The sequence below is a fragment of the Polaribacter atrinae genome, assembly GCF_038023995.1.
Lineage (GTDB): Bacteria > Bacteroidota > Bacteroidia > Flavobacteriales > Flavobacteriaceae > Polaribacter > Polaribacter atrinae.
Window position 1 is genome coordinate 441,567 of sequence record NZ_CP150660.1, and the last position, 22,468, is coordinate 464,034.

Sequence of the window (22,468 nt, forward strand, 5' to 3'; positions counted from 1 at the left end):
ATGGCATCATTTAAAATTGAAGGCGGTCATAAATTAAACGGAACCATTACTCCACAAGGAGCAAAAAATGAAGTTTTACAAATACTATGTGCGGTTTTATTAACCCCAGAAAGAGTTGTTGTAAATAACGTTCCAGATATTATTGATGTCAACAAACTAATTTTTATTCTTGGAGAATTAGGAGTAAAAGTAGAAAAATTAAATAGCAATTCTTATGCTTTTCAAGCAGATGAAATAAATTTAGAATACTTAGAATCTGCAGATTTTAAAAGAGACGGAAGTTCTTTACGTGGATCAATTATGATTGTAGGTCCACTTTTGGCTCGTTTTGGTAGAGGATACATTCCAAGACCTGGAGGAGATAAAATTGGTCGTAGACGTTTAGATACGCATTTTGAAGGATTTATAAGATTAGGCGCAAAATTTCGTTATAATAAAGAAGAACACTTTTACGGAGTAGAAGCAGAAGAATTGCAGGGTGTAGAAATGTTGTTAGATGAAGCTTCTGTAACGGGAACAGCTAATATTTTAATGGCAGCTGTTTTAGCAACAGGAACCACAAAAATTTACAACGCTGCTTGCGAACCTTATATTCAACAGCTATGTAAAATGTTGAATTCTATGGGTGCTAAAATCTCTGGAGTAGGTTCTAACTTACTAATTATAGAAGGAGTAAATGCACTTGGTGGTTGCGAGCACAGAGTTTTACCAGATATGATTGAAATTGGTTCTTGGATTGGAGTAGCAGTAATGACAAGATCTGAATTAACCATAAAAGATGTTAGTTGGGGAAATTTAGGACAAATACCTAACGTTTTTAGAAAATTAGGAATACAATTAGAAAGAAAAGGAGACGATATTTATATTCCTGCACAAGAATCATACGAAATTCAGAATTTTATTGATGGTTCTGTTTTAACAGTTGCAGATGCACCTTGGCCTGGTTTTACACCAGATTTACTAAGTATTGTTTTGGTGATTGCAACACAAGCAAAAGGTACCGTTTTAATACATCAAAAGATGTTTGAAAGCCGTTTGTTTTTTGTTGATAAATTGATTGATATGGGGGCAAAAGTTATTTTGTGTGATCCGCATAGAGCTACCGTAATAGGAATGAATTTTGAAAGCTCATTAAAAGCTACCAAAATGACATCACCAGATATTAGAGCAGGTATCTCATTATTAATTGCTGCTTTGTCTGCTAAAGGAACAAGTATTATAAATAATATAGAACAAATAGATAGAGGATACGAAAACATAGAAGCTCGTTTAAAATCTATTGGTGCCAAAATTGAAAGAATTGCTGAATAAGAAAAAGTATTTTATTAATTTAAAAATACTTTTAGATCATGATAAGAAATTTATGGAAAGAGGAATGGAAGGATGTTAAGTTTGATGAAAAAATTTCCGACGTAAAAAAATTTAAGGTTTCCAACCATGGAAGAGTTATTTACTTAAAAGACGGTAAAGAGTTCTTAAGAAAAAAGAGTTTTATTAATGGTTATGAAACCATTTTGGTAAAACAAGCAGTAAATAATAAGCATACAAGTAGGTATTTGCATAAGTTAGTTGCTCAGCATTTTATAGAAAAAGAAAATGAGGAGCAAGTATTTGTCTTACATATCAATTATGATAAAACAGACAATACCGTAGATAACTTAAAATGGGCAACAAAAAGAGAAAAAGAATTACATCAATTTAAAAACCCTGTATTTATAGAATCTAAAAAAAACAAAAAAACCAACTATAAACTTACTGAAGGAAAAGTAAGAATTATAAAAAAGCAATTAAAAAATAAAAGAACTAGAATTACCATGATTGCGAAACGGTTTGGAGTTTCAGATATGCAGATTCACAGGATTAAAACAGGAGAAAATTGGGGTCATGTTGAAATTTAAAAAAATAAAAAATAGTGTCAGTTTGACACTATTTTTTTGTTGGCAACGTTTTTGCTTTTTAATTGTAGACATTTTAACGACTACAAAGATAATGAGTAAGAAAGATAACATCAAAGAAGAAGAAATAATAAACGAACAAGAAGCTGTTCAAGTTGAAGAAAATCAGGAGGTTGAAGCAGAAGTTGTAAAAGAAGAACCTACAACAGAAGAATTACTTCAGGCTGAAAAAGATAAGTTTTTACGTTTGTTTGCAGAGTTCGAAAACTACAAAAAAAGAACTTCTAGAGAAAGAATAGAGTTATTTAAAACTGCTGGACAAGAATTAATGACATCTTTACTGCCAATTATTGATGATTTTGAGCGTGCGCTGACACATATCGAAGATGATAAAGAAGCAGAAGACTTAAGAAAAGGTGTTTTATTGATTTATCAGAAATTCTACAATACTTTAGAGTTAAAAGGACTTTCTAAAGTAGAAACAAATGCTGGTGATACTTTTGATGCCGAAATTCATGAAGCAATTACACAAATTCCTGCTCCAACAGAAGATTTAAAAGGAAAAGTAATTGATTGTGTTGAAAAAGGATACAAATTAGGAGATAAAATTATTCGTTATCCAAAAGTGGTAATCGGACAATAAATCAGTCTTCAGTTGGCAGTAAGCAGTAAAAAACTGACTGAACATGGCTAACTGAACACTGCAAAAAAAAAGTATTCTCTAAGATAGTATGAGTAGTAGTAGTAGTAAACAGTGAGCACTGAAAACTGCAACTGTGTACTGAAAACTAAAAAAAGAAATGGCAAAACAAGATTTTTACGAAATATTAGGTCTTTCAAAATCTGCAACACAAGCAGAAATTAAGAAAGGATATAGAAAAATGGCAATTAAATATCATCCTGATAAAAACCCGGATGATAAAACTGCTGAAGAAAATTTTAAAAAGGCAGCAGAAGCTTATGAAATTTTAAGTGACGAAAACAAAAAAGCACGTTATGATCAATATGGTCATGCTGGTTTTGAAGGTCCTCAAGGTGGCGGCGGCGGTTTCGGCGGCGGCGGTATGAATATGGATGACATATTCAGTCAGTTTGGAGATATCTTCGGCGGCGGCGGCTTTGGTGGTGGTTTTGGAGGCTTTAACGGTGGTGGAGGCCAACGACAAGCTAGAGTTAAAGGAAGTAATATGCGAATTCGCGTAAAACTTACTTTAGAAGAAATTGCTAAAGGAGTAGAAAAGAAAGTAAAAGTTAGACGTAAAGTTCAAGCAGACGGAGTTACTTATAAAACATGTACTACATGTAATGGTTCTGGTCAGCAAATGCGTGTTACTAATACTATTTTAGGTAGAATGCAAACAGCTACTACTTGTGGTACTTGTTCTGGTGCAGGAGAAATTATGAATAGTAAACCAGCTGGTGCAGATGCACAAGGGTTAATTATTAAAGAAGAAACAGTTTCTATCAATATTCCAGAAGGAGTTACAGAAGGAGTTCAATTAAAAGTAGGAGGAAAAGGTAATGAAGCTCCTGGTAAAAATTCTATTGCAGGAGATTTATTAGTTTTAATTGAAGAAGTTCCTCATGATACTTTAAAGAGAGAAGGAACTAATATTCATTATGATTTATATGTAAACTTTTCTGAAGCAGTTTTAGGTACAAGCAAAGAAGTAGATACTGTTACAGGTAAAGTAAAGATTAAAATTGATGCAGGTACCCAATCTGGTAAAATTTTAAGATTAAAAGGTAAAGGTCTACCAAGTATAGAGCGTTATGGAACAGGAGATTTCTTAATTCATATTAATGTTTGGACTCCGCAAGAATTAAACAAAGAACAAAAACAATTCTTTGATAAGATGTCTGATAATGAAAACTTTAGACCGAGTCCTAATAAGTCTGATAAATCATTTTTTGAAAAAGTAAAAGACATGTTTTCATAAAATAATGTTAATTTGAAAAAAAAGCAGTATTTTTATCGTAAAATAGTTTTTTGTATTACAATTTAATATATATTTGCAGTGTTGTTGAGAAATCAGCAACACTTTTTCTTTTTCATAGCAATTTTTCCCACTCATTTATGAGTGGGTTTTTTTTGATTAAAGAAAATGTATATAAAATAATATAGAAATTGCAGACTTATCTTATCGACTTGTGTATGCAAGTAGGAAAGTCCGGACACCAAAGAGTATCATAGCGGATAACATCCGTCCAGCGAGAGCTGAGGACCAGTGCAACAGAAAGAATGTACAGTTAGGCTGTAGTGAAACCAGGTAAACTCTATGAGGTGCAATGCCATGTATATTAGAGCTTGAGAGCTACTCGCTCGATTCTAAAGGGTAGGCAGATAGATTCTAAGAGTAATTTTAGAACTAGATAAATGATAAGAGCCTTTTTAAGGTACAGGATTCGGCTTATTAGTCTGCATTTTCTATATAATTATTAAAACTTCAAAATAAATCAAGAAACAATCCTTTTTGTTGATTTAAAATCAGTGTTTTATCAAATAACTTTTTTTTATTCATTAATTTACGCAATCTATTATTTATCTTTTAATTTTAATATAAAAAATGTAAGTTTGTCATACTAAAATAAATAAATAATTTTACAGTTTGGCTTTTAGTTTATAAGAATTATTAAGGCCTACAGTAACTAAAGATTTCTTTCATGAGTATTTATAAAGACTACCTTAAACAGATAGAAGAACGTAAAGAGCAAGGACTTCATCCACAACCAATTGATAGTGCAGAATTATTAAGCAAAATCATAGAACAAATTAAAGATTTAGAAAACGAGTACAGGGAAGAATCTTTGAACTTTTTTATCTATAACGTTTTACCAGGAACCACAAGTGCTGCTGGTGTAAAAGCTCAATTTTTAAAGGAAATTATTTTAGGTGAATCAATTGTAAAAGAAATTACAACTTCTTCTGCATTTGAGCAATTATCACACATGAAAGGTGGTCCATCTATAAAAGTGTTATTAGATTTAGCTTTGGGATCAGATGCTGCGATTGCAGAACAAGCTGCAGATGTATTAAAAACACAAGTTTTTCTTTACGAAGCAGATACAGTACGTTTAGAAGAAGCATTTAATAAAGGTAATAAAATTGCAATTGATCTTATTAAAAGTTACGCAAATGCAGAGTTTTTTACAAAATTACCAGAAATAGAAGAAAAAATAGATGTTGTTACATTTATCGCAGGAGTAGGTGATATTTCTACAGATTTATTATCTCCAGGTGGTGATGCACACTCTCGTTCAGATAGAGAATTACATGGTCAATGTTTATTCGAACATAATAAAGAACAACAAGCAGAATTAAAAGCTTTACAAGCGCAACATCCTGACAAACGTGTGATGTTAATTGCAGAAAAAGGAACAATGGGTGTTGGGTCTTCTAGAATGTCAGGTGTAAATAACGTAGCGTTATGGACAGGTATTAAAGCTAGCCCATATGTACCATTTATAAATATTGCTCCGGTAATTGCTGGTACAAACGGAATTTCACCAATTTTCTTAACTACAGTTGGTGTAACAGGTGGTATTGGTTTAGACCTTAAAAACTGGGTACAACAAAAAGATGCTGAAGGCAACACTATTCGTGATGAAAATGGAGATCCAGTATTAAAAGAAGAGTATTCTGTAGCAACAGGTACAGTTCTTACAATTAATACAAAAGAGAAAAAATTATATAACGGAGATACAGAATTAAAAGATATTTCTGCAGCATTTACACCACAAAAAATGGAGTTTATGAAAGCAGGTGGTTCTTACGCTGTTGTTTTCGGTAAAAAATTACAAACCTTTGCGTCTAAAGTATTAGGTATTGATGTAGTGCCAGTGTATGCACCATCAAAAGAAATTTCTATTGAAGGACAAGGTTTAACGGCTGTTGAAAAAATATTCAATAAAAATGCTGTTGGAACTACTCCAGGTAAAGTATTACATGCAGGTTCAGATGTGCGTGTAGAAGTAAACATTGTAGGTTCTCAAGATACTACAGGTTTAATGACATCTCAAGAATTAGAAATGATGGCTGCTACAGTGATCTCTCCAATTGTAGATGGAGCTTACCAATCTGGTTGTCATACAGCTTCTGTTTGGGATGATAAGTCTAAGGCAAACATTCCAAGATTAATGAGTTTTATGAACGATTTTGGTTTAATTACTGGTCGTGATCCTAAAGGGAAATATTTTCCAATGACAGATGTTATTCATAAAGTATTAAACGATCTTACAGTAGGAGATTGGGATATCATTATTGGTGGAGATTCTCATACACGTATGTCTAAAGGTGTTGCATTCGGAGCAGATTCAGGAACCGTTGCCTTGGCATTAGCTACAGGTGAGGCTTCTATGCCAATTCCTCAATCTGTAAAAGTTACTTTTAAAGGACAAATGAAATCTTATATGGATTTCCGTGATGTAGTACACGCTACACAAGCTCAAATGTTAAAGCAATTTGGAGGAGAAAACGTTTTCCAAGGTAGAATCATTGAGGTTCATATTGGTACACTTACTTCAGATGAAGCATTTACATTTACAGATTGGACCGCAGAGATGAAAGCAAAAGCTTCTATCTGTATTTCTGAAGATGATACTTTAATTGAATCTTTAGAGATTGCAAAAGGTCGTATCCAAATCATGATTGATAAAGGTATGGACAATGCAAAACAAGTTCTTAAAGGTCTTGTAGAGAAAGCAAATACTAGAATTACTGAACTTAAAACGGGTATTAAACCATCTTTAAGACCAGATGCAAATGCTAAATATCATGCAGAAGTTGTTATCGATTTAGATGAAATCGCAGAACCAATGATTGCTGATCCAGATGTAAATAATGAAGATGTTTCTAAACGTTATACACATGATAACATTAGACCATTATCTTACTACGGAGGAACTAAAAAAGTAGATTTAGGTTTCGTAGGATCTTGTATGGTTCACAAAGGTGATATGAAAATATTAGCTCAAATGTTAAAGAACGTAGAAGCTCAATATGGTAAAGTTGAATTTAAAGCACCTTTAGTAGTTGCACCACCAACATACAATATTGTTGATGAGTTAAAAGCAGAAGGTGATTGGGATGTTTTAGTAAAATATTCTGGTTTCGAATTCGATGACAACGCACCAAAAGGAGTAGCACGTACAGGATACGAAAACATGTTATATTTAGAGCGTCCAGGTTGTAATTTATGTATGGGTAACCAAGAAAAAGCAGCACCAGGAGATACTGTAATGGCAACATCTACACGTTTATTCCAAGGAAGAGTTGTAAAAGATTCTGGAGAGAAAAAAGGAGAATCTTTATTATCTTCTACACCAGTAGTTGTATTGTCTACAATTTTAGGTAGAACACCAACTATGGCAGAATACGAAGCAGCTGTAGACGGAATTGTTTTAACGAAATTTAAGCCATCTCAAAAACAATTAGTAAGATAATCTAAAGATTATAAATTATATAGAAAAGTCTGAGTTTTAAACTCAGGCTTTTTTTTTGCTCTTTTTCTAAAGAATTTGGGGGTTACCACGCCAAAAAGCGTGGTCGGGCTTTACATTACAATCTTTTTGTTCGTACTTCACAAAAAGGATTTTCATTTCAATCCCTAACCCGGTTAAGTTCATTTTTTTCCAAATTATTTATTAGTAATCAAAATTTTCTATTTCACTATCAGTATTAAATCTTTTCTAAGTAGAATTCAATTAAAATAATTATTAGATATTTTGTATCTTAGTGTACTTATAAATTATTAACAACTAAATTACATATAAATTTATGGCATTTGATATTAATATGATTAGAAAAGTGTATTCTAACGTTGTAGAACGTGTAGATGCAGCTCGTAAACTTACAGGGAAACCTTTGACCTTAGCAGAAAAAATTCTGTATTCGCATTTATGGGATAAAACAGCTGATAAAGCTTTTGTTAGAGGTAAAGACTATGTAGATTTTGCTCCAGATAGAATTGCATTACAAGATGCAACTGCCCAAATGGCATTACTGCAATTTATGCAAGCTGGTAAAAGTAAAGTGGCAGTACCTACAACAACGCACTGTGATCATTTAATTCAGGCTAAAAACGGAGCAAGTATGGATTTACAATCTGCTCTAAATACAAGTAATGAAGTTTTTAATTTCTTAGAATCTGTATCTAATAAATACGGCTTAGGATTTTGGAAACCAGGAGCAGGAATTATTCACCAAGTAGTTTTAGAAAATTATGCATTTCCAGGTGGAATGATGATTGGTACAGATTCTCACACAGTAAATGCTGGTGGTTTAGGTATGGTTGCAATTGGTGTTGGTGGTGCAGATGCTGTAGACGTTATGGCGGGTATGGCTTGGGAATTAAAGTTTCCTAAATTAATAGGTGTTAAATTAACCGGAAAACTTTCTGGTTGGACAGCTCCAAAAGATGTTATTTTAAAAGTTGCTGGTATAGTTTCTGCAAAAGGAGGTACAGGTGCAATTGTTGAGTATTTTGGAGAAGGAGCAACTTCTATGTCTTGTACTGGTAAAGGTACTATATGTAACATGGGAGCAGAAATAGGAGCTACAACTTCTACTTTTGGGTATGATGAATCTATGGAACGTTATTTACGTGCTACAGATAGAAGTGATGTTGCAGACGCTGCAAATGAAGTGAAAGAGTATTTAACAGGTGATGTTGAAGTATATGCAAACCCAGAAGAATATTTTGACCAAGTTATAGAAATTGATTTATCTAAATTAGGCCCTTTATTAAACGGACCTTTTACACCAGATTTATCTACAGAAGCAGGTGCAGATATGAAAAAAGCTGCAAATGATAATGATTGGCCATTAAAAGTAGAATGGGGATTAATTGGTTCTTGTACAAACTCTTCTTACGAAGATTTATCGAGAGCTTCATCAATTGCGCAACAAGCAATTGACAAAGGATTAAAAATGAAATCGGAATTAGGAATTAATCCTGGTTCAGAAAAAGTAAGATATACAGCAGATAGAGATGGTATTATTGGCATCTTCGAAAAATTAGATGCAAAGATCTTTACAAACGCTTGTGGACCATGTATCGGTCAATGGGCACGTTATGATGATCCAAAAAATGCACCTAAAAACAGTATTGTTCATTCTTTTAATAGAAACTTTGCAAAGCGTGCAGATGGTAACCCAAATACACATGCCTTTGTTGCTTCGCCAGAATTAACAGCTGCTATTGCAATTGCTGGTCGTTTAGATTTTAATCCGATTACGGATAAGTTAATCAACGAAAACGGAGAAGAAGTAATGTTAGACGAACCTACAGGATGGGAATTACCTCCAAAAGGTTTTGAAGTAAAAGACGATGGTTATTTAGCACCAGAAGAAGATGGAAGTCATGTTAAAATTGCGGTAAAAGACGATTCTGAAAGATTACAATTATTAGAACCTTTTACACCATTAGGAAATAACTTAACAGGTGTAAAATTATTAATAAAAGCTTTTGGAAAATGTACAACAGATCATATTTCTATGGCAGGACCATGGTTGCGTTACAGAGGTCATTTAGATAATATTTCTAACAACTGTTTAATTGGAGCTGTAAATGCTTTTGGTAAGAAAACAAATTTTGTTAAAAATCAATTAACCGGAGAATTTGGTGGAGTACCTGATACGGCACGAGCTTATAAAGCTGCAGGTATAAAATCTATTGTTGTTGGAGATCATAATTATGGTGAAGGTTCTTCTAGAGAACACGCTGCAATGGAGCCTAGACATTTAGGAGTTGCTGCTGTTTTAGTAAAATCTTTTGCGCGTATTCATGAAACAAACTTGAAAAAACAAGGAATGTTAGGTTTAACATTTGATAATGAAGCAGATTACGATTTAATTCAAGAAGACGATACATTTAACTTCTTAGATTTAAATGAGTTTGCAGCCGACAAACCTTTAACGATTGAAATCGTACATGCTGATGGGACAAAAAACGTAATTAAAGTTAACCATACCTATAACCAAGGTCAAATAGAATGGTATAACGAAGGTTCTGCATTAAATTTAATTAAGAAAGAAAATGCTTAATATTTTAAGTATTTAAATATAAAACTCTCGGAGAAATTCGGGAGTTTTTTTGTAATATAGAAGTATGAATACAGAAAGTTTTAATCAATTTTTAAGTCAAATATCAGAAGAACCAATTGCAGTTATTGACGCAAGTATTTCTTTTGATAAGTATTTTCCGATAGTAATTTCATCAAAAAATAAAGATTTATTACATTTTGATATTTCTTCATCCATAGAATGGGAAACTTATTTAGCCTCTTTTCTAACAAATAATAAAGCTGAAGTTGCATTTGGTGGTTATTTAGAAAAAAGGAATATCTATGATAGAAGTGATTATTTTAAAAAACTATCAGAAAATGAAAAAAGAAACATTCATTTAGGTGTTGATTTGTGGTGTGATGAAAACACCAAAGTATTGGCAGCTTTAGATGGAAAAATCCATAGTTTTAAAAATAATAAGAATTATGGAGATTATGGCCCAACTATTATCTTAAAACATCAAGTTGAAAAAGAGGTTTTTTATACTTTATATGGACATTTATCTACAGCTTCTATAGAAAACATAAAAATTGGTGATACTGTTTTACAAGGAAATATCATTGGATATTTAGGAAGTGCAGCTGTAAATGGAGATTATGCACCACATTTACATTTTCAAATAATTAGAGATTTACTAGACAATTTTGGAGACTATCCTGGAGTTTCATCCGAAGAAAATATAGTATTTTATAAAAATAATTGTCCAAACCCAAATTTATTACTAAAATCAGCTATTTAGTTTTTGCGTTTTTGTAAGCTATTACGCTGTTTATAGACTTATTAGATAACCAAAACTAAAACACCTTTTATGAATAACTTATGGTTTTTTGATAACGTAAACTTATTTAACCTTCTTTGTCCGCACAAATTTAAAGAATATAAAAAGTGTCATACTTTTGATGCCTATAAAAAAAGTGATTATATCTACTTTGAAGAGGACGCTAGCTAACATTTCATGATTCATTAAGAATTTAACTTTGTCATCAACATTAACATAAATATTAATAAGATGAAAAAAATTTTAAATTTAGCAATCGCATTTGCAATCGCAACAACTTTTGTGGCATGTAGCGATGATGAAGACAACAACAGTGTACCAACAACAGGAAGTTTAACCGTAGACTTTACAGGTTTAGAAGTATTAGGAGCTGATTTTGTTTATGAAGGATGGTTAATTGTAAATGGAAGTCCCGTAAGTACAGGTACTTTTACAAGTGTAGATTTTCCGCAAACATATACTGTTGGAATTGATGATTTACAAGCAGCAACAACATTTGTTTTATCTATTGAGCCAGCAGGAGAAACTGGAGCAGATGCTTTAGCACCAGCAGCAACAAAGATTTTAGCAGGAGATTTTTCTGGAGATACTGCAAATGTAAATTCTGATAATATAGTTGTTGATGCAACTGGAGATATTTTAGGTTTAGGATCTTCTTGGGGAAAATACATTTTAGCAACGCCTACAGATAATGATGATACAAATGAAGCTAGTGGAATTTGGTTTTTAGATAATACGAATGATCCAACAATTTCAGGTTTAGGTTTACCAACTTTAACTGATGGATGGAAGTATGAAGGATGGGTTGTTATAGACGGAACACCCGTAAGTACAGGTACTTTTACTGCAGTGGATGCAGCAGATGACAACGCAGCTACTTCACCTTACAAAGGTTCGGTAGGTAACGGACCAGATTATCCAGGAGAAGATTATGTAACAGGGTCTGCAGCAGGTGTAGATTTTCCAACAGATTTAAAAGGAAAAACAGTGGTAATTTCTGTAGAACCAAGTCCAGATAATAGCACTGCACCTTTTACTTTAAAGCCTTTAGCACATTTTGTACCAGCAGATGCAGAGAATTTTACTGTAATTACAATGGGAGCAGGACCTTTAGCAGTTTTATCTGGAAGTGTAATAAGATAACAGAAAAGAATAATCTACTATTATGTTAATGGTTGATTTATTTAAAGGGCAATTATGAAAATAATTGCTCTTTTCTGTTTTTAATACTTAGATTCAAATCATAAACGCAACTATTTGGTTAAGGAGAAAAAACCTACCACTTTTAAATTAGACCTAGGTCTAATTTAAAAGTGGTAGGTTGCTAAAAAAGGATTTATTTTTATGTCGTCAAAAACTTAAAAAAATATGCCTCAATTAACATTAGACCAAAGATATGAAATTTGGAATTTAAAAATCCAAGGCTGTAATAACAAATTTGTAGCGCAACAAATAGGAGTCCATCCTACGACTATAAAACGAGAATTAGCTAGGAATTCAGATAAAAGAAATGGCGTTTACAAACCTAAATTAGCGCAACAAAAAACAGTACAACGTCATAAAAATAAGACCAAACATATCGGTTTTACTAATCAAATTAAGGAGTTTGTTATAAAATGGTTAAAAGAAGATTATAGCCCTGAACAAATAGTCGGAATTGCTAAAAAAATAACTGTTACATGTGTTAGTGTAGAGCGTATTTATCAATTTATTTGGTTAGATAAAAAACAAGGAGGAAATTTATACAAGCATCTGAGAACTCTTGGAAAACGCTATCAAAAAAGAGGGAACACAAAAAATAGAAGAGGGCAAATACCTGATAGAGTAGCTATTGAAAAGCGTCCAAGTATTGTAGAAAAAAAAGAACGTTTTGGAGATTTAGAAATTGATTTAGTGATAGGTAAAGCTCATAAAGGGGCTTTGTTAACCATAAACGATAGGGCTACGGGGCTACTCAAAATGGCTTATATTAAAAGTAAAGAAGCTAAAGAAGTAGCAAAAAAAACAATCGAATTACTAGAGCCATGGATACCTTTTATACACACTATCACTTCTGATAATGGCAAAGAGTTTACCAATCACAAACAAATAGCGCAAGCACTTAATATTGACTTCTACTTTGCAAAACCCTACCATAGCTGGCAAAGAGGAGCTAATGAAAATTTGAATGGTTTAGTGAGGCAATATTTTCCAAAAAAGCATAACTTTGATTTAATCACAAAACAGCAAGTAGAACTTGCAATTTATAAATTAAACAATAGACCTAGAAAGAGATATGACTTTTTTAGTCCTAATCAAATGTTCAATCAATTTATTGAGCGAAAATCTAAAGTTGCGTTTATCAGTTGAATCCACCATAAATAAAGATGAATTAAGAAAAATAATTATTCATTTACTTCATCAATAGTCTTTAAAATAATAGCACACCCTTTTATAATCTCTTCATCAGAAATAGTAAGAGGAGGCGTAATTCTCATTGCACTTGGTTCAAAAAGTAAAAAGAATAGTATTAATCCGTTTTCTAAACATTTAAGAACTACTTTAGAATTGAGTTCTGGAGTTTCTAAAATAGCAGCTAACATTAATCCTTTTCCCCTAATTTCTTTAATTGATGGATGAATTAAATGTTTTCTAATAAGCGTTTCCTTTCGTAAAGCTTCTTTCGTTAAGTTATGTTCAGTAATTTCTTTAACAGTGGCTACTGCAGCGGCAGAAATAACAGGATGACCAGCAAATGTAGAAATATGCCCTAATTTAGGGTTGTCTTTTAATAAACTCATCATTTCGAACGAAGAAATAAAAGCTCCAATTGGCATTCCACCACCTAAACCTTTACCTGTAATTACAATATCCGGAATTACATTATAGTTTTCAAATCCCCAAAAAGCACCTGTTCTACCAATACCTGTTTGTATTTCATCTAAAATTAATAGTGCTCCAACTTCTAAACAACGTTGTTTTATTTTGGTTAAAAATCCATTTTTTGGTTCAATAAAACCAGCACCACCTTGTATGGTTTCTAATATTACCGCAGCAGTTTTAGAAGTTATTTTAGCAATATCATTTTCATTATTGAAACCAATAAATTTTGTACCCGGAATTAAAGGCCTAAAAGCTTGGTTCTGTTTTTCTACACCCGAAACACTCATAGACCCCATGGTGTTACCATGATAAGAATTTTTGGCTGCAATAATTTCTGATCTATTGGTAACTCTTTTGGCTAGTTTTAAAGCACCTTCTGTAGCTTCTGTTCCAGAATTTGTAATGTAAACTGCGTTTAAATTCTTTGGAGAATTTTGCGCCAATAATTTACATAATTCTACTTGTGGTTGTTGTATAAACTCCCCATAAACCATTACGTGTGCATAAGCATCTAATTGCTCTTTTATAGCATTTGTAACTTTAGGATGATTATGACCTAAACTATTTGCAGAAACACCTGCTACAAAATCTAAATACTCTTTGCCTGAAGTATCGTAAATATAACTTCCTTTAGCTTTAGAAATTTCTAAAGCAAATGGGTGAGGAGATGTTTGTGCTTGGTATTTAAAAAAATCTGTTTTCAAGATTATTGTTTTTTTATAGAAATATCTGACTTAGGTAATTTATCACCTTTTTTTTCTTTGGGTACTTTTTTCTGAATAAGAAGATCTGAGATTTTTTCGACTTTTTCTTCAGTCTTAGAAGGTGTTTTAACTTTATCGTCCTTTATAAAAATGTCTTGCATCTTTTTAGGTTGTTCTTCTTCTCGCCAAATAAAACCTTTTAACTCTCTAACATCATCTGGTAATTTAGAAGGAGGATAGGTGTTACCATCAGATTTTTTTAAATACTTTATGGTTTCAATTTGTCCTTGATCTAATGTAAATTCTATATTACTAGATATTTCTTTGGTAATGGTTTCTAATACATTTGTCTCTTCATTTCTATTAAAATAAACTGATTCTGCGTTTCCTTTTACTAGAAGTATGTGCAATTTATTATCCTTAAACTTCCCAAACATATTTCTACCTTTAATTTGGTCGTAATCTTTCTCAGAAAGAGAGTCTTTAGAAACGATAAAAGAGTTGTTTAACACTTTTAAAGAGTCTAATTTCTCGGTTTCTACGTTAGAAATTAAATGTATGGTATCTCCTGTTATTTGATTTTGATCTGACCAAATCACTGGGTTTTTAAACATTTTTGTCAAGCCAGTTTCTTGATTTGTATGTATAGAATCGCATTTTCCTTGTAAATCTGATTTAAATATTTTTACATTATGATACGTTCTTACAATTCTCTTATCAGGTTTACCTGTAACTAAAAGGGTATCTCCATGAATAAACATAGAATCTTTATCTATAATTGATATTGCAACAGCCTTTTTAATAATATACAATGAATCTTTTAATTCAAATATTTCTGCGTAATTCCCTTTTGTAATAAAATTTTGAACCGTATCTATAACTTGAATATTGTTAGTCGCAGAGGCAAAACCTTTATTTTTATCATAATACAAACTATCTCCTTCTACAGTTCTTTCTTTTAAGAAGAGTTTTGCATTTTTTACAAAGTGAGAAATATCTGTTTTTGTATCGTAAAAACCTTTTTCGCAATAAATCCTATTGTCGTTTGCTGTATTTGTAATGGTAGTTGGCCCATACAAATAGGTAAGTCCAGAATTTGTATAATAATCTAAATGATCAGATTCTAAGTGATGTTCTGGGTTTACTACGGTAACTCTTGTAGTTGCAGTAAACTTTTTATCCGCTAAATAAAAGTTTCCATTTTTACTTTTTAAAGTATTTGTTTGGTCTTTTATAGTTGCGTAACTTTTATAATATAGTTTTTGATTTAATCTGTCAAAATGTAATGTATCTGTAGTTAAAGTCATTGTTGGGTCTTTTAAAACTACATTTCCCCAAGAGACCGCTTGCTTAGAATTGGCATCGTAATCTGCGTAACTACTTGTTTGTGTAATGGTATCTCCTTGCTTAATTAACACATTTCCAATAGCTTTAAAGAAGTTTTTATCTTTATAGTATAATGCTTGTTGACTTGTTAAAATAATTCCGTCATGAATCATTTTAACATTACCAATTAATAATGTTGCTCCAGGATATTTTTCTTCATCAGCTTCTTGCTGTTCTGCATAATATTGAATTTTTCTCTTTTCTTGAGAAAAAGAAATGAAGGAAGAAAAAATTAAAAATAGAAAAAGTATTCTTTTCAAAGTAATGTATTTGAGGCAAAAATAATGAAAAGAAAATGGCTATGTATTAAAGAAAAGTAAAAATTAGTTGAAATATAGTTACGAAAGCATTATTAAAGATTGTTCTAATTTTTTTGCTTTTGGAAATAAGATATTATTTTCTATATGAATATGATTGTTTAATAATTCTTCAAATTGCTGTAGTTTTAGGTATAAGACTTTAAAAGAGATACATGCATTTTCTGGCATCTTATAATTATTGGTTAGTTCAGATATTTTTTTAAATGTTTTACTAACCTTTTGGTGATCATCTTCTATGATATCAATAGGTCTGTTTAAGGGAGAATTACTTGTATTAGTCACTATTTTTTTAGTATTCGCTTCAATAAGCTTCTTTATATAAGGAAAAATAATGCGTTCTTCGTTTTTCATATGTTCAAGAATACTATCTGCAACTTTTAATATTAACAGATTAATTTCTATGAGTTCTTCATATTCTTCACCATAAATTGCTGCTACTTTTTCTCCATATTCTTTTAGTAATAATATATTTTCTTCTTTATATTCATGTTGAATATTCACTAAAAAGTCAATTAAAAAATCTAATTTCCAAGAATTATAATCTTTTAAATAGTAAACTTTATCATTTACCGCCTTTAAATCTTTTAGAATGTGTTTTAAATTGGTGTTTTTTTCTTCACAAGCCTGACTAAGTAACATGTTTCCATGAATACTAAAGTCTATTTTATATTTTTTAAAAACAGAGGCAGTATTTATATTCTCAATAACTATTGTTGCAACACTTTTATTCATTAGATCCTTCACAATAATAGGCTTTGAATTCCTAACAAATATGATCTTATTATTAGGGATAAAAAATGACTTTTGTCACTTTTTTACATAATTATAGATATTTGTATTAAAACGATATCATTTTCGGATAAGTATATGTTAAATGGTGAATAAAAATCATTTATTCATAACGTTAAAATGAAGTTTTTTGGGCTTACTATTGAGATAAAACAAGTTTTACTTTCAATAAAAGTTTAAGATGATGTAATTTGCACTAAAATTATTTTAGAATGAAATCACCTTTTTATTTAACAAAAGAAGAAATGAAATCTTATGGTTATAAGATTGTAGATATTATAGTAGACCATTACAAAGAAGAAGAAAAGAAAAAGCCCGTAATTAAAGCTTCTAGAAAAGAAATGGATTCAATTTTCTTAACAGAAGCTCCAGATAATGCAACTGATGCAGATGAAGTTTTAAATTTTGTGGTAGACAATGTGTTACCTAATAGCAATATATCTACGCATCCTAAATCTTTTTCTTTTGTGCCAGGTCCAAGTAACTTTATAAGTACTATGGCAGATTCTTTAGCAACAGGTTTTAATATTTTTTCTGGTGGATGGATAGTTTCACCCGCAGCTGCAGAGTTAGAAATTGTTACCTTAAACTGGTTGTTAAAAATGTTTCACTTCCCTGTTACTAAAGGTGGCGGAATTTTTACAAGTGGTGGTTCTATGGCTAATTTAACTGCATTAACTACAGCAAGAAGAGTAAAATGCGGCGATGATTTTTCTAAAGCCGTAATTTATTTATCAGACCAAGCACATTCTTCAAACATTAAGGCTATTAGAGTTTTAGGTTTTAAGAGAGAACAAATAAAAATAATTCCGACAGATTTAGAGTTTAAGTTTAGCATGAATAAACTTAAAAATGAGATTGCAAGAGATCAATTAGAAGGAAAAAAACCATTTTGCATTATTGCATCAGCAGGTACTACTAATACTGGTACTGTAGATCCTTTAGATGATTTAGCGGATATTTGTGAAAAAGAAAATCTTTGGTTTCATATTGATGGTGCGTATGGTGCCGCAGCAATTTTATCTAAAAAAGGAAGCCGAATTTTACGCGGAATAGAACGTGCCGATTCTTTAACTGTAGACCCTCATAAATGGTTTTTTCAGCCGTATGAAATTGGTTGTTTATTAGTAAAAGATGCCTCTTGGTTAAGCAATACGTTTAGTGAAAAACCAGAGTATTTAAGAGATATAGAAGGGAATGAATCTGAAATTAATTTTTATGACTACGGAATTCAATTAACAAGAAGGTTTAGAGCTTTAAAGTTTTATATGTCTATTAAAACGTATGGTTTAAATGCGTTTAAAAAGGCAATTACCTATAATATAGATTTAGCAGATAAAACAGAAGATATCCTTAGAAAAAGTAAAAATTGGGAAATTGTTTCTCCTGCTACTTTAGCAATTATCAATTTTAGATATAATCCGTTAAATAAAGATTTAACAGAAGAAGAAGTAGACAAATTAAACCAAGAAATTTCTACAAGAGTCGTAGATTCTAGAGAAGCATTTTTAGTAACTACTGTTTTACAAAGTCAGGTAGTAATTAGAATGTGTTTAATTAACCCAAAAACAACTTTAAAGCATGTTACAGATACTTTAGATCAATGTGAAGTATTTGCTAAACAGGTTCTTTTAGAGTGGCAAAAGTAGGTTTTATATTAGCAATAAATAATCCTAAAACACCAATTGGCATCAATGCAGATATTAGCACTAAAATGGTATAATAATTATTGATGATTGATAATTGCTGCCAATTGCAAAAGCCTTTATAAAAAATTAAAATTTCAGAAAGTATAAAACCAGTCAAATAAATTAATATCCATTTTTTAGGAATGGTTATTAATTTATTTTGATGTAAAAAAAAGAAAACACTTAGACTTATAATTCCTAAAAAGACGAGGTGTAAATAGCCTATTACAAAATCTTTTATTTGATAAGATAAGATTGCAAAATACGGAATTGCAGTAATTGTTTGCATTATTATTTTTAAACAAAATAACACAAAAATAAAGATGCATAATTTAAAGAAAAATCGACTTATTTTATTCTTTAAAATGGTCTTTTGATCTTTTATTATTGCATAAAATTGAATTAAAGAAAAGGTTTGAGTAATAACTCCTAATGTAGCTAATATATAGATGGTTACAGGTGGTTCTATCCATAGAAAAGATAATGCTAAAGTAAAGATACAACTAAACACCATCAACCTAAAAAAAACAGTAATTTTTTTCTTAAAAATAATACTATTATTTTTTTCTAAAAAGTGAAAAAATAATCCCAATAAACAGAAGATAAACCATCCATTGTATTGAAAATGTAGATAGAAATAAATGGCATTTTTATACCAGTGAGATGTACTGCCTAAAGTATTCATAATAATTCCTAAAGCCCAAGGACCAATACTAGAAACAATCATAAATAGAAGAGATGCGTTTATAAATTTTAAAGCATAACTGTCTTTATTCAAATTGTTATTTTTCCTGAAAAAAACATAAAACCAATAGGAACAAATTAAAAATAAGGTAGAAAAAATTATAGAAAATAAAGCATACCCAGTTATAGGAAAACTAATAAGCATACCCACAATAGTAATCTGAGTACAAACAAACAATGTGGTGTACTTTTTTTTTGCTGCTTCATTAATAAATAAATAAAAAATTAGGGTTGTTAAGCCCATATATACCCATCCTAAAAGCGCTACATGAGAGTGCGTGTGCACCATAAACTTATAGTTAACGTTGATGTCTAAGATTGGAAAAAGACGTAATAAAATGCCTAAAGAAGCAGCTATTAAAAAATAGGAAAGTGCTACGTAACTTTGTATTTTGGCTTTTATCATTATTATAAAGTGTTTATAATATTATTATTTTCTACATATTCAATAGACATTTCTAAAATAGTTTTCTTTTTTAATTTAGAAATTAATTTATCTTTAAAAGGCACATATAAATGATGAACAACACAAGGATTTTTAGAACTACATTCTAATTGACCTAAGTAGCATTCATTAAATTTTTCTACCCCATCTATACATTCTATAATATCAAATAGAGAGTTTTTTTCATCTTTTTTAGTAAGATAAAATCCTCCGTGAGGGCCTTTTACAGAACTAATTATATTTTTTTTAGTCAATTCTTGTAATGTTTTTGCTAAAAAAGGTGCTGGCATTTTTAAATCATCTGCAATCTTTTTAGATCCTATTTTATTGTTTTCACTGGCTTTTTCGGTAAGATAGAGTACTGCTCTAATGGCATATTTACTTGAATTAGATAACATTTTTTATTTTTTTGCTAAATTATAAAGATAAAAGTATCTTTTAGTATGATAAATATCATTTATTTTTTAAACGAACAGTAATAATTTTGTTTTACAATAAAAGATAAAAGAGTCTTCTATTTTAACCATAACTAAAATCAAAAAAAATGAAATTCTTAAAATCAGCATGTGTGTTATTAGCAGGAAGTTTACTGTTATTAAACTGTAAAAGTGAAATCAAAGAAGAAGTAGCAATAAAAGACACTTCAACTATCTACATTAAAGGTACAATGGACGCAGAATTAACTTCGCCACCATTTGTACCAGCTCCAATAGGAAACAGATCAGCTAAAAAATTATTGGTGAACATGGAAATTCTTGAAAAAGAAGGAACTATGACAGATGGTGTACAATATGTTTATTGGACTTTTGGCGGTACTGTACCAGGTAGTTTTATAAGAACTAGAGTAGGAGATGAAATAGAATTTACTTTATCCAATCACCCAGATAACAAACTACCACATAATATAGATTTACATGCAGTAACGGGCCCTGGTGGTGGAGCAGAATCTTCATTTGTAGCACCAGGACATGAAAAAACGTTTTCTTTTAAAGCATTAAACCCTGGTTTGTTTGTATATCACTGTGCTACAGCACCAGTAGGAATGCATATTGCAAACGGAATGTATGGTTTAATTTTAGTTGAACCAGAAGGAGGTTTGCCTAAAGTAGACAAGGAATATTACATTATGCAAGGTGATTTTTATACTAAGGGAGCAACAGATGAAAAAGGTTTACAACCTTTTGACATGACAAAAGCAATTAAAGAAGATGCAGATTATGTGGTTTTTAACGGTAAGGTTGGTTCTTTAACTGGTGATAATGCAATTACTGCAAATGTTGGTGAAACGGTTCGTTTATTTGTTGGTAATGGTGGTCCAAACCTAACTTCTTCTTTTCATGTTATTGGAGAAATTTTTGACAATGTACATGTAGAAGGTGGAGATTTAATTAATACCAATGTTCAAACAACATCTATTCCTGCTGGTGGAGCGGCAATTGTAGATTTTAAAGTAGATGTTCCTGGCACATTTATCCTTGTAGATCACGCTATTTTTAGAGCTTTTAATAAGGGAGCATTAGGAATGTTGAAAGTATCTGGTGAAGAAAATAAAAAATTATATTCTGGTGTAAAACAAGAAGGAATTTATCACCCAGAAGGGGGAACAATTCAAACAATGCCAGTAGATAAAAATAAAAAAGAAGTTGCCGTTACTACAGAAAAATCTTTAGCTAAAAAAATAGCAGATGGTAAGCAACTATATATGACTACTTGTTTTGCATGTCATCAAGGAGAAGGACAAGGTATTCCGAATGCATTTCCTCCATTGGCAAAATCAGATTATTTAAACGCAGATGTTAAAAGAGCAATTGGTATTGTTTTACATGGAAAAACAGGTGAAATTACAGTTAATGGTAAAAAATACAATAGTGTAATGACTAGACAAACATTAACTGAAGAGGAAGTTGCAGATGTTCTGACTTATGTATATAACTCTTGGGGAAATAATAAAACCAATGTTACTATAAGTGATGTTAAAGAAGTAAAAAATAGTCATTAATACTCTCAATATAAATGTTATGAAAACGATTTTAAGATTGACAATTTGTTTAATCCTTTTAAATACAACTCATGCAAGTTGTCAATCTAAAATGGTACCAATTAAAGGAGGAGAATATATTCCTTTATATGGTAGAGATTCAGAAACAGTTAAAATTGATGATTTTTTAATGGATGTTTATCCGGTTACCAATAAAGAATATGTAGCCTTTGTAAAGAAATATTCAAAATGGCAAAAAAGTAAAGTCATCAAATTATTTGCTGATGGAAGTTATTTACGAGAATGGAAATCTGATACTATTTTAAGTAAAAATCAAAAGGACAACTCACCTGTTACACAAGTATCTTGGTTTGCTGCAAAGGAATATTGTGAGTGTCAAGGAAAAAGACTCCCAACAGTAGATGAATGGGAATATGTAGCCATGGCAAATAAAACAATACCAGATGCTAGAAAGCAAAAAGAGTACAATGCATTTATTTTAAGTTGGTATGAAAAGCCAAAGACTTTCAATCAAACGATTGGATCTACATTTAAAAATTATTGGAAAGTATTTGATTTACATGGCTTGGTTTGGGAATGGACTTCCGATTTTAATTCGGTATTAATTACAGGAGAATCTAGAAAAGATGTAGATACAGATAGTAATCTGTTTTGTGGAAGTGCAGCTGTAAATGCAACAGATTTAATGAACTACGCTGCTTTTATGAGATATGCAATTAGAGGAAGTTTAAAAGCAAAATACACTATGAAAAACTTAGGGTTTAGATGTGTGAAAAATGATAAATAATAGAAA

The 22,468-nt window shown here is 31.0% G+C and carries 17 protein-coding genes and 1 other RNA gene; 13 read left to right on the forward strand and 5 right to left on the reverse strand.

Going from position 1 to position 22,468, the window contains the following annotated elements; genetic code table 11:
* From murA to WG945_RS02045, 10 genes are all read left to right on the forward strand, one after another.
* The gene (murA, locus tag WG945_RS02000; protein WP_068452520.1) at positions 1-1,311 is read left to right on the forward strand and encodes a UDP-N-acetylglucosamine 1-carboxyvinyltransferase; all 1,311 of its coding nucleotides are present in this window, start codon (positions 1-3) and stop codon (positions 1,309-1,311) included.
* 38 nt (positions 1,312-1,349) lie between these two features.
* Positions 1,350-1,898, forward strand: coding sequence for an HNH endonuclease (locus tag WG945_RS02005; RefSeq protein ID WP_068452523.1), 549 nt, complete (start codon positions 1,350-1,352; stop codon positions 1,896-1,898).
* 91 nt (positions 1,899-1,989) lie between these two features.
* Positions 1,990-2,538 (forward strand): nucleotide exchange factor GrpE, encoded by a 549-nt coding sequence (locus WG945_RS02010; protein WP_068452526.1) that lies wholly within the window; start codon positions 1,990-1,992, stop codon positions 2,536-2,538.
* Between the two features lie 157 nt (positions 2,539-2,695).
* Positions 2,696-3,835, forward strand: coding sequence for a molecular chaperone DnaJ (gene dnaJ, locus WG945_RS02015; RefSeq protein WP_068452530.1), 1,140 nt, complete (start codon positions 2,696-2,698; stop codon positions 3,833-3,835).
* 187 nt (positions 3,836-4,022) lie between these two features.
* An RNA gene (gene rnpB, locus WG945_RS02020) (RNase P RNA component class A) lies at positions 4,023-4,325 on the forward strand.
* Positions 4,326-4,559: 234 nt separating this feature from the next.
* Positions 4,560-7,337: a bifunctional aconitate hydratase 2/2-methylisocitrate dehydratase gene (locus WG945_RS02025; RefSeq protein ID WP_068452533.1), complete on the forward strand. Its 2,778-nt coding sequence runs from the start codon at positions 4,560-4,562 to the stop codon at positions 7,335-7,337.
* 334 nt (positions 7,338-7,671) lie between these two features.
* Positions 7,672-9,939, forward strand: coding sequence for an aconitate hydratase (locus WG945_RS02030; RefSeq protein WP_068452536.1), 2,268 nt, complete (start codon positions 7,672-7,674; stop codon positions 9,937-9,939).
* A gap of 64 nt (positions 9,940-10,003) precedes the next feature.
* The gene (locus WG945_RS02035; RefSeq protein WP_068452539.1) at positions 10,004-10,699 is read left to right on the forward strand and encodes a peptidoglycan DD-metalloendopeptidase family protein; all 696 of its coding nucleotides are present in this window, start codon (positions 10,004-10,006) and stop codon (positions 10,697-10,699) included.
* A 270-nt stretch (positions 10,700-10,969) separates the two neighbouring features.
* Positions 10,970-11,881 (forward strand): anti-sigma factor, encoded by a 912-nt coding sequence (locus WG945_RS02040; protein ID WP_068452542.1) that lies wholly within the window; start codon positions 10,970-10,972, stop codon positions 11,879-11,881.
* 225 nt (positions 11,882-12,106) lie between these two features.
* Positions 12,107-13,087, forward strand: a complete 981-nt coding sequence (locus WG945_RS02045; protein ID WP_068452544.1) for an IS30 family transposase — start codon at positions 12,107-12,109, stop codon at positions 13,085-13,087.
* 35 nt (positions 13,088-13,122) lie between these two features.
* Here WG945_RS02045 and WG945_RS02050 read toward each other — a convergent pair whose 3' ends face one another.
* The 3 genes from WG945_RS02050 to WG945_RS02060 form a co-directional block, all read right to left on the reverse strand.
* On the reverse strand, positions 13,123-14,304 hold the full coding sequence (locus WG945_RS02050) for an aspartate aminotransferase family protein (protein ID WP_068452548.1): 1,182 nt from the start codon (positions 14,302-14,304) through the stop codon (positions 13,123-13,125).
* A 2-nt stretch (positions 14,305-14,306) separates the two neighbouring features.
* Complete coding sequence (locus WG945_RS02055) at positions 14,307-15,950, reverse strand: OstA-like protein (protein ID WP_197482119.1); 1,644 nt, start codon at positions 15,948-15,950, stop codon at positions 14,307-14,309.
* A gap of 78 nt (positions 15,951-16,028) precedes the next feature.
* Complete coding sequence (locus WG945_RS02060; protein ID WP_068452551.1) at positions 16,029-16,742, reverse strand: DUF542 domain-containing protein; 714 nt, start codon at positions 16,740-16,742, stop codon at positions 16,029-16,031.
* A 269-nt stretch (positions 16,743-17,011) separates the two neighbouring features.
* Between WG945_RS02060 and WG945_RS02065 the strand changes: the two genes are divergently transcribed.
* Complete coding sequence (locus tag WG945_RS02065) at positions 17,012-18,448, forward strand: pyridoxal phosphate-dependent decarboxylase family protein (RefSeq protein ID WP_068452554.1); 1,437 nt, start codon at positions 17,012-17,014, stop codon at positions 18,446-18,448.
* On the opposite strand, the gene WG945_RS02070 is transcribed toward WG945_RS02065, so the two are convergent.
* Both WG945_RS02070 and WG945_RS02075 read right to left on the reverse strand, forming a co-directional pair.
* Positions 18,417-19,637, reverse strand: coding sequence for a hypothetical protein (locus WG945_RS02070; protein WP_068452557.1), 1,221 nt, complete (start codon positions 19,635-19,637; stop codon positions 18,417-18,419). The two genes, WG945_RS02065 and WG945_RS02070, sit on opposite strands and share 32 nt — an antisense overlap.
* Before the next feature lie 2 nt (positions 19,638-19,639).
* Positions 19,640-20,074 carry an RrF2 family transcriptional regulator gene (locus tag WG945_RS02075; protein ID WP_068452560.1) on the reverse strand — a complete coding sequence of 145 codons (435 nt, stop codon included), beginning with the start codon at positions 20,072-20,074 and terminating at the stop codon, positions 19,640-19,642.
* A gap of 146 nt (positions 20,075-20,220) precedes the next feature.
* Between WG945_RS02075 and nirK the strand changes: the two genes are divergently transcribed.
* Complete coding sequence (gene nirK, locus WG945_RS02080) at positions 20,221-21,675, forward strand: copper-containing nitrite reductase (protein WP_068452562.1); 1,455 nt, start codon at positions 20,221-20,223, stop codon at positions 21,673-21,675.
* A gap of 19 nt (positions 21,676-21,694) precedes the next feature.
* On the forward strand, positions 21,695-22,462 hold the full coding sequence (locus WG945_RS02085) for a formylglycine-generating enzyme family protein (RefSeq protein WP_068452565.1): 768 nt from the start codon (positions 21,695-21,697) through the stop codon (positions 22,460-22,462).
* Positions 22,463-22,468: the final 6 nt, after the last annotated feature.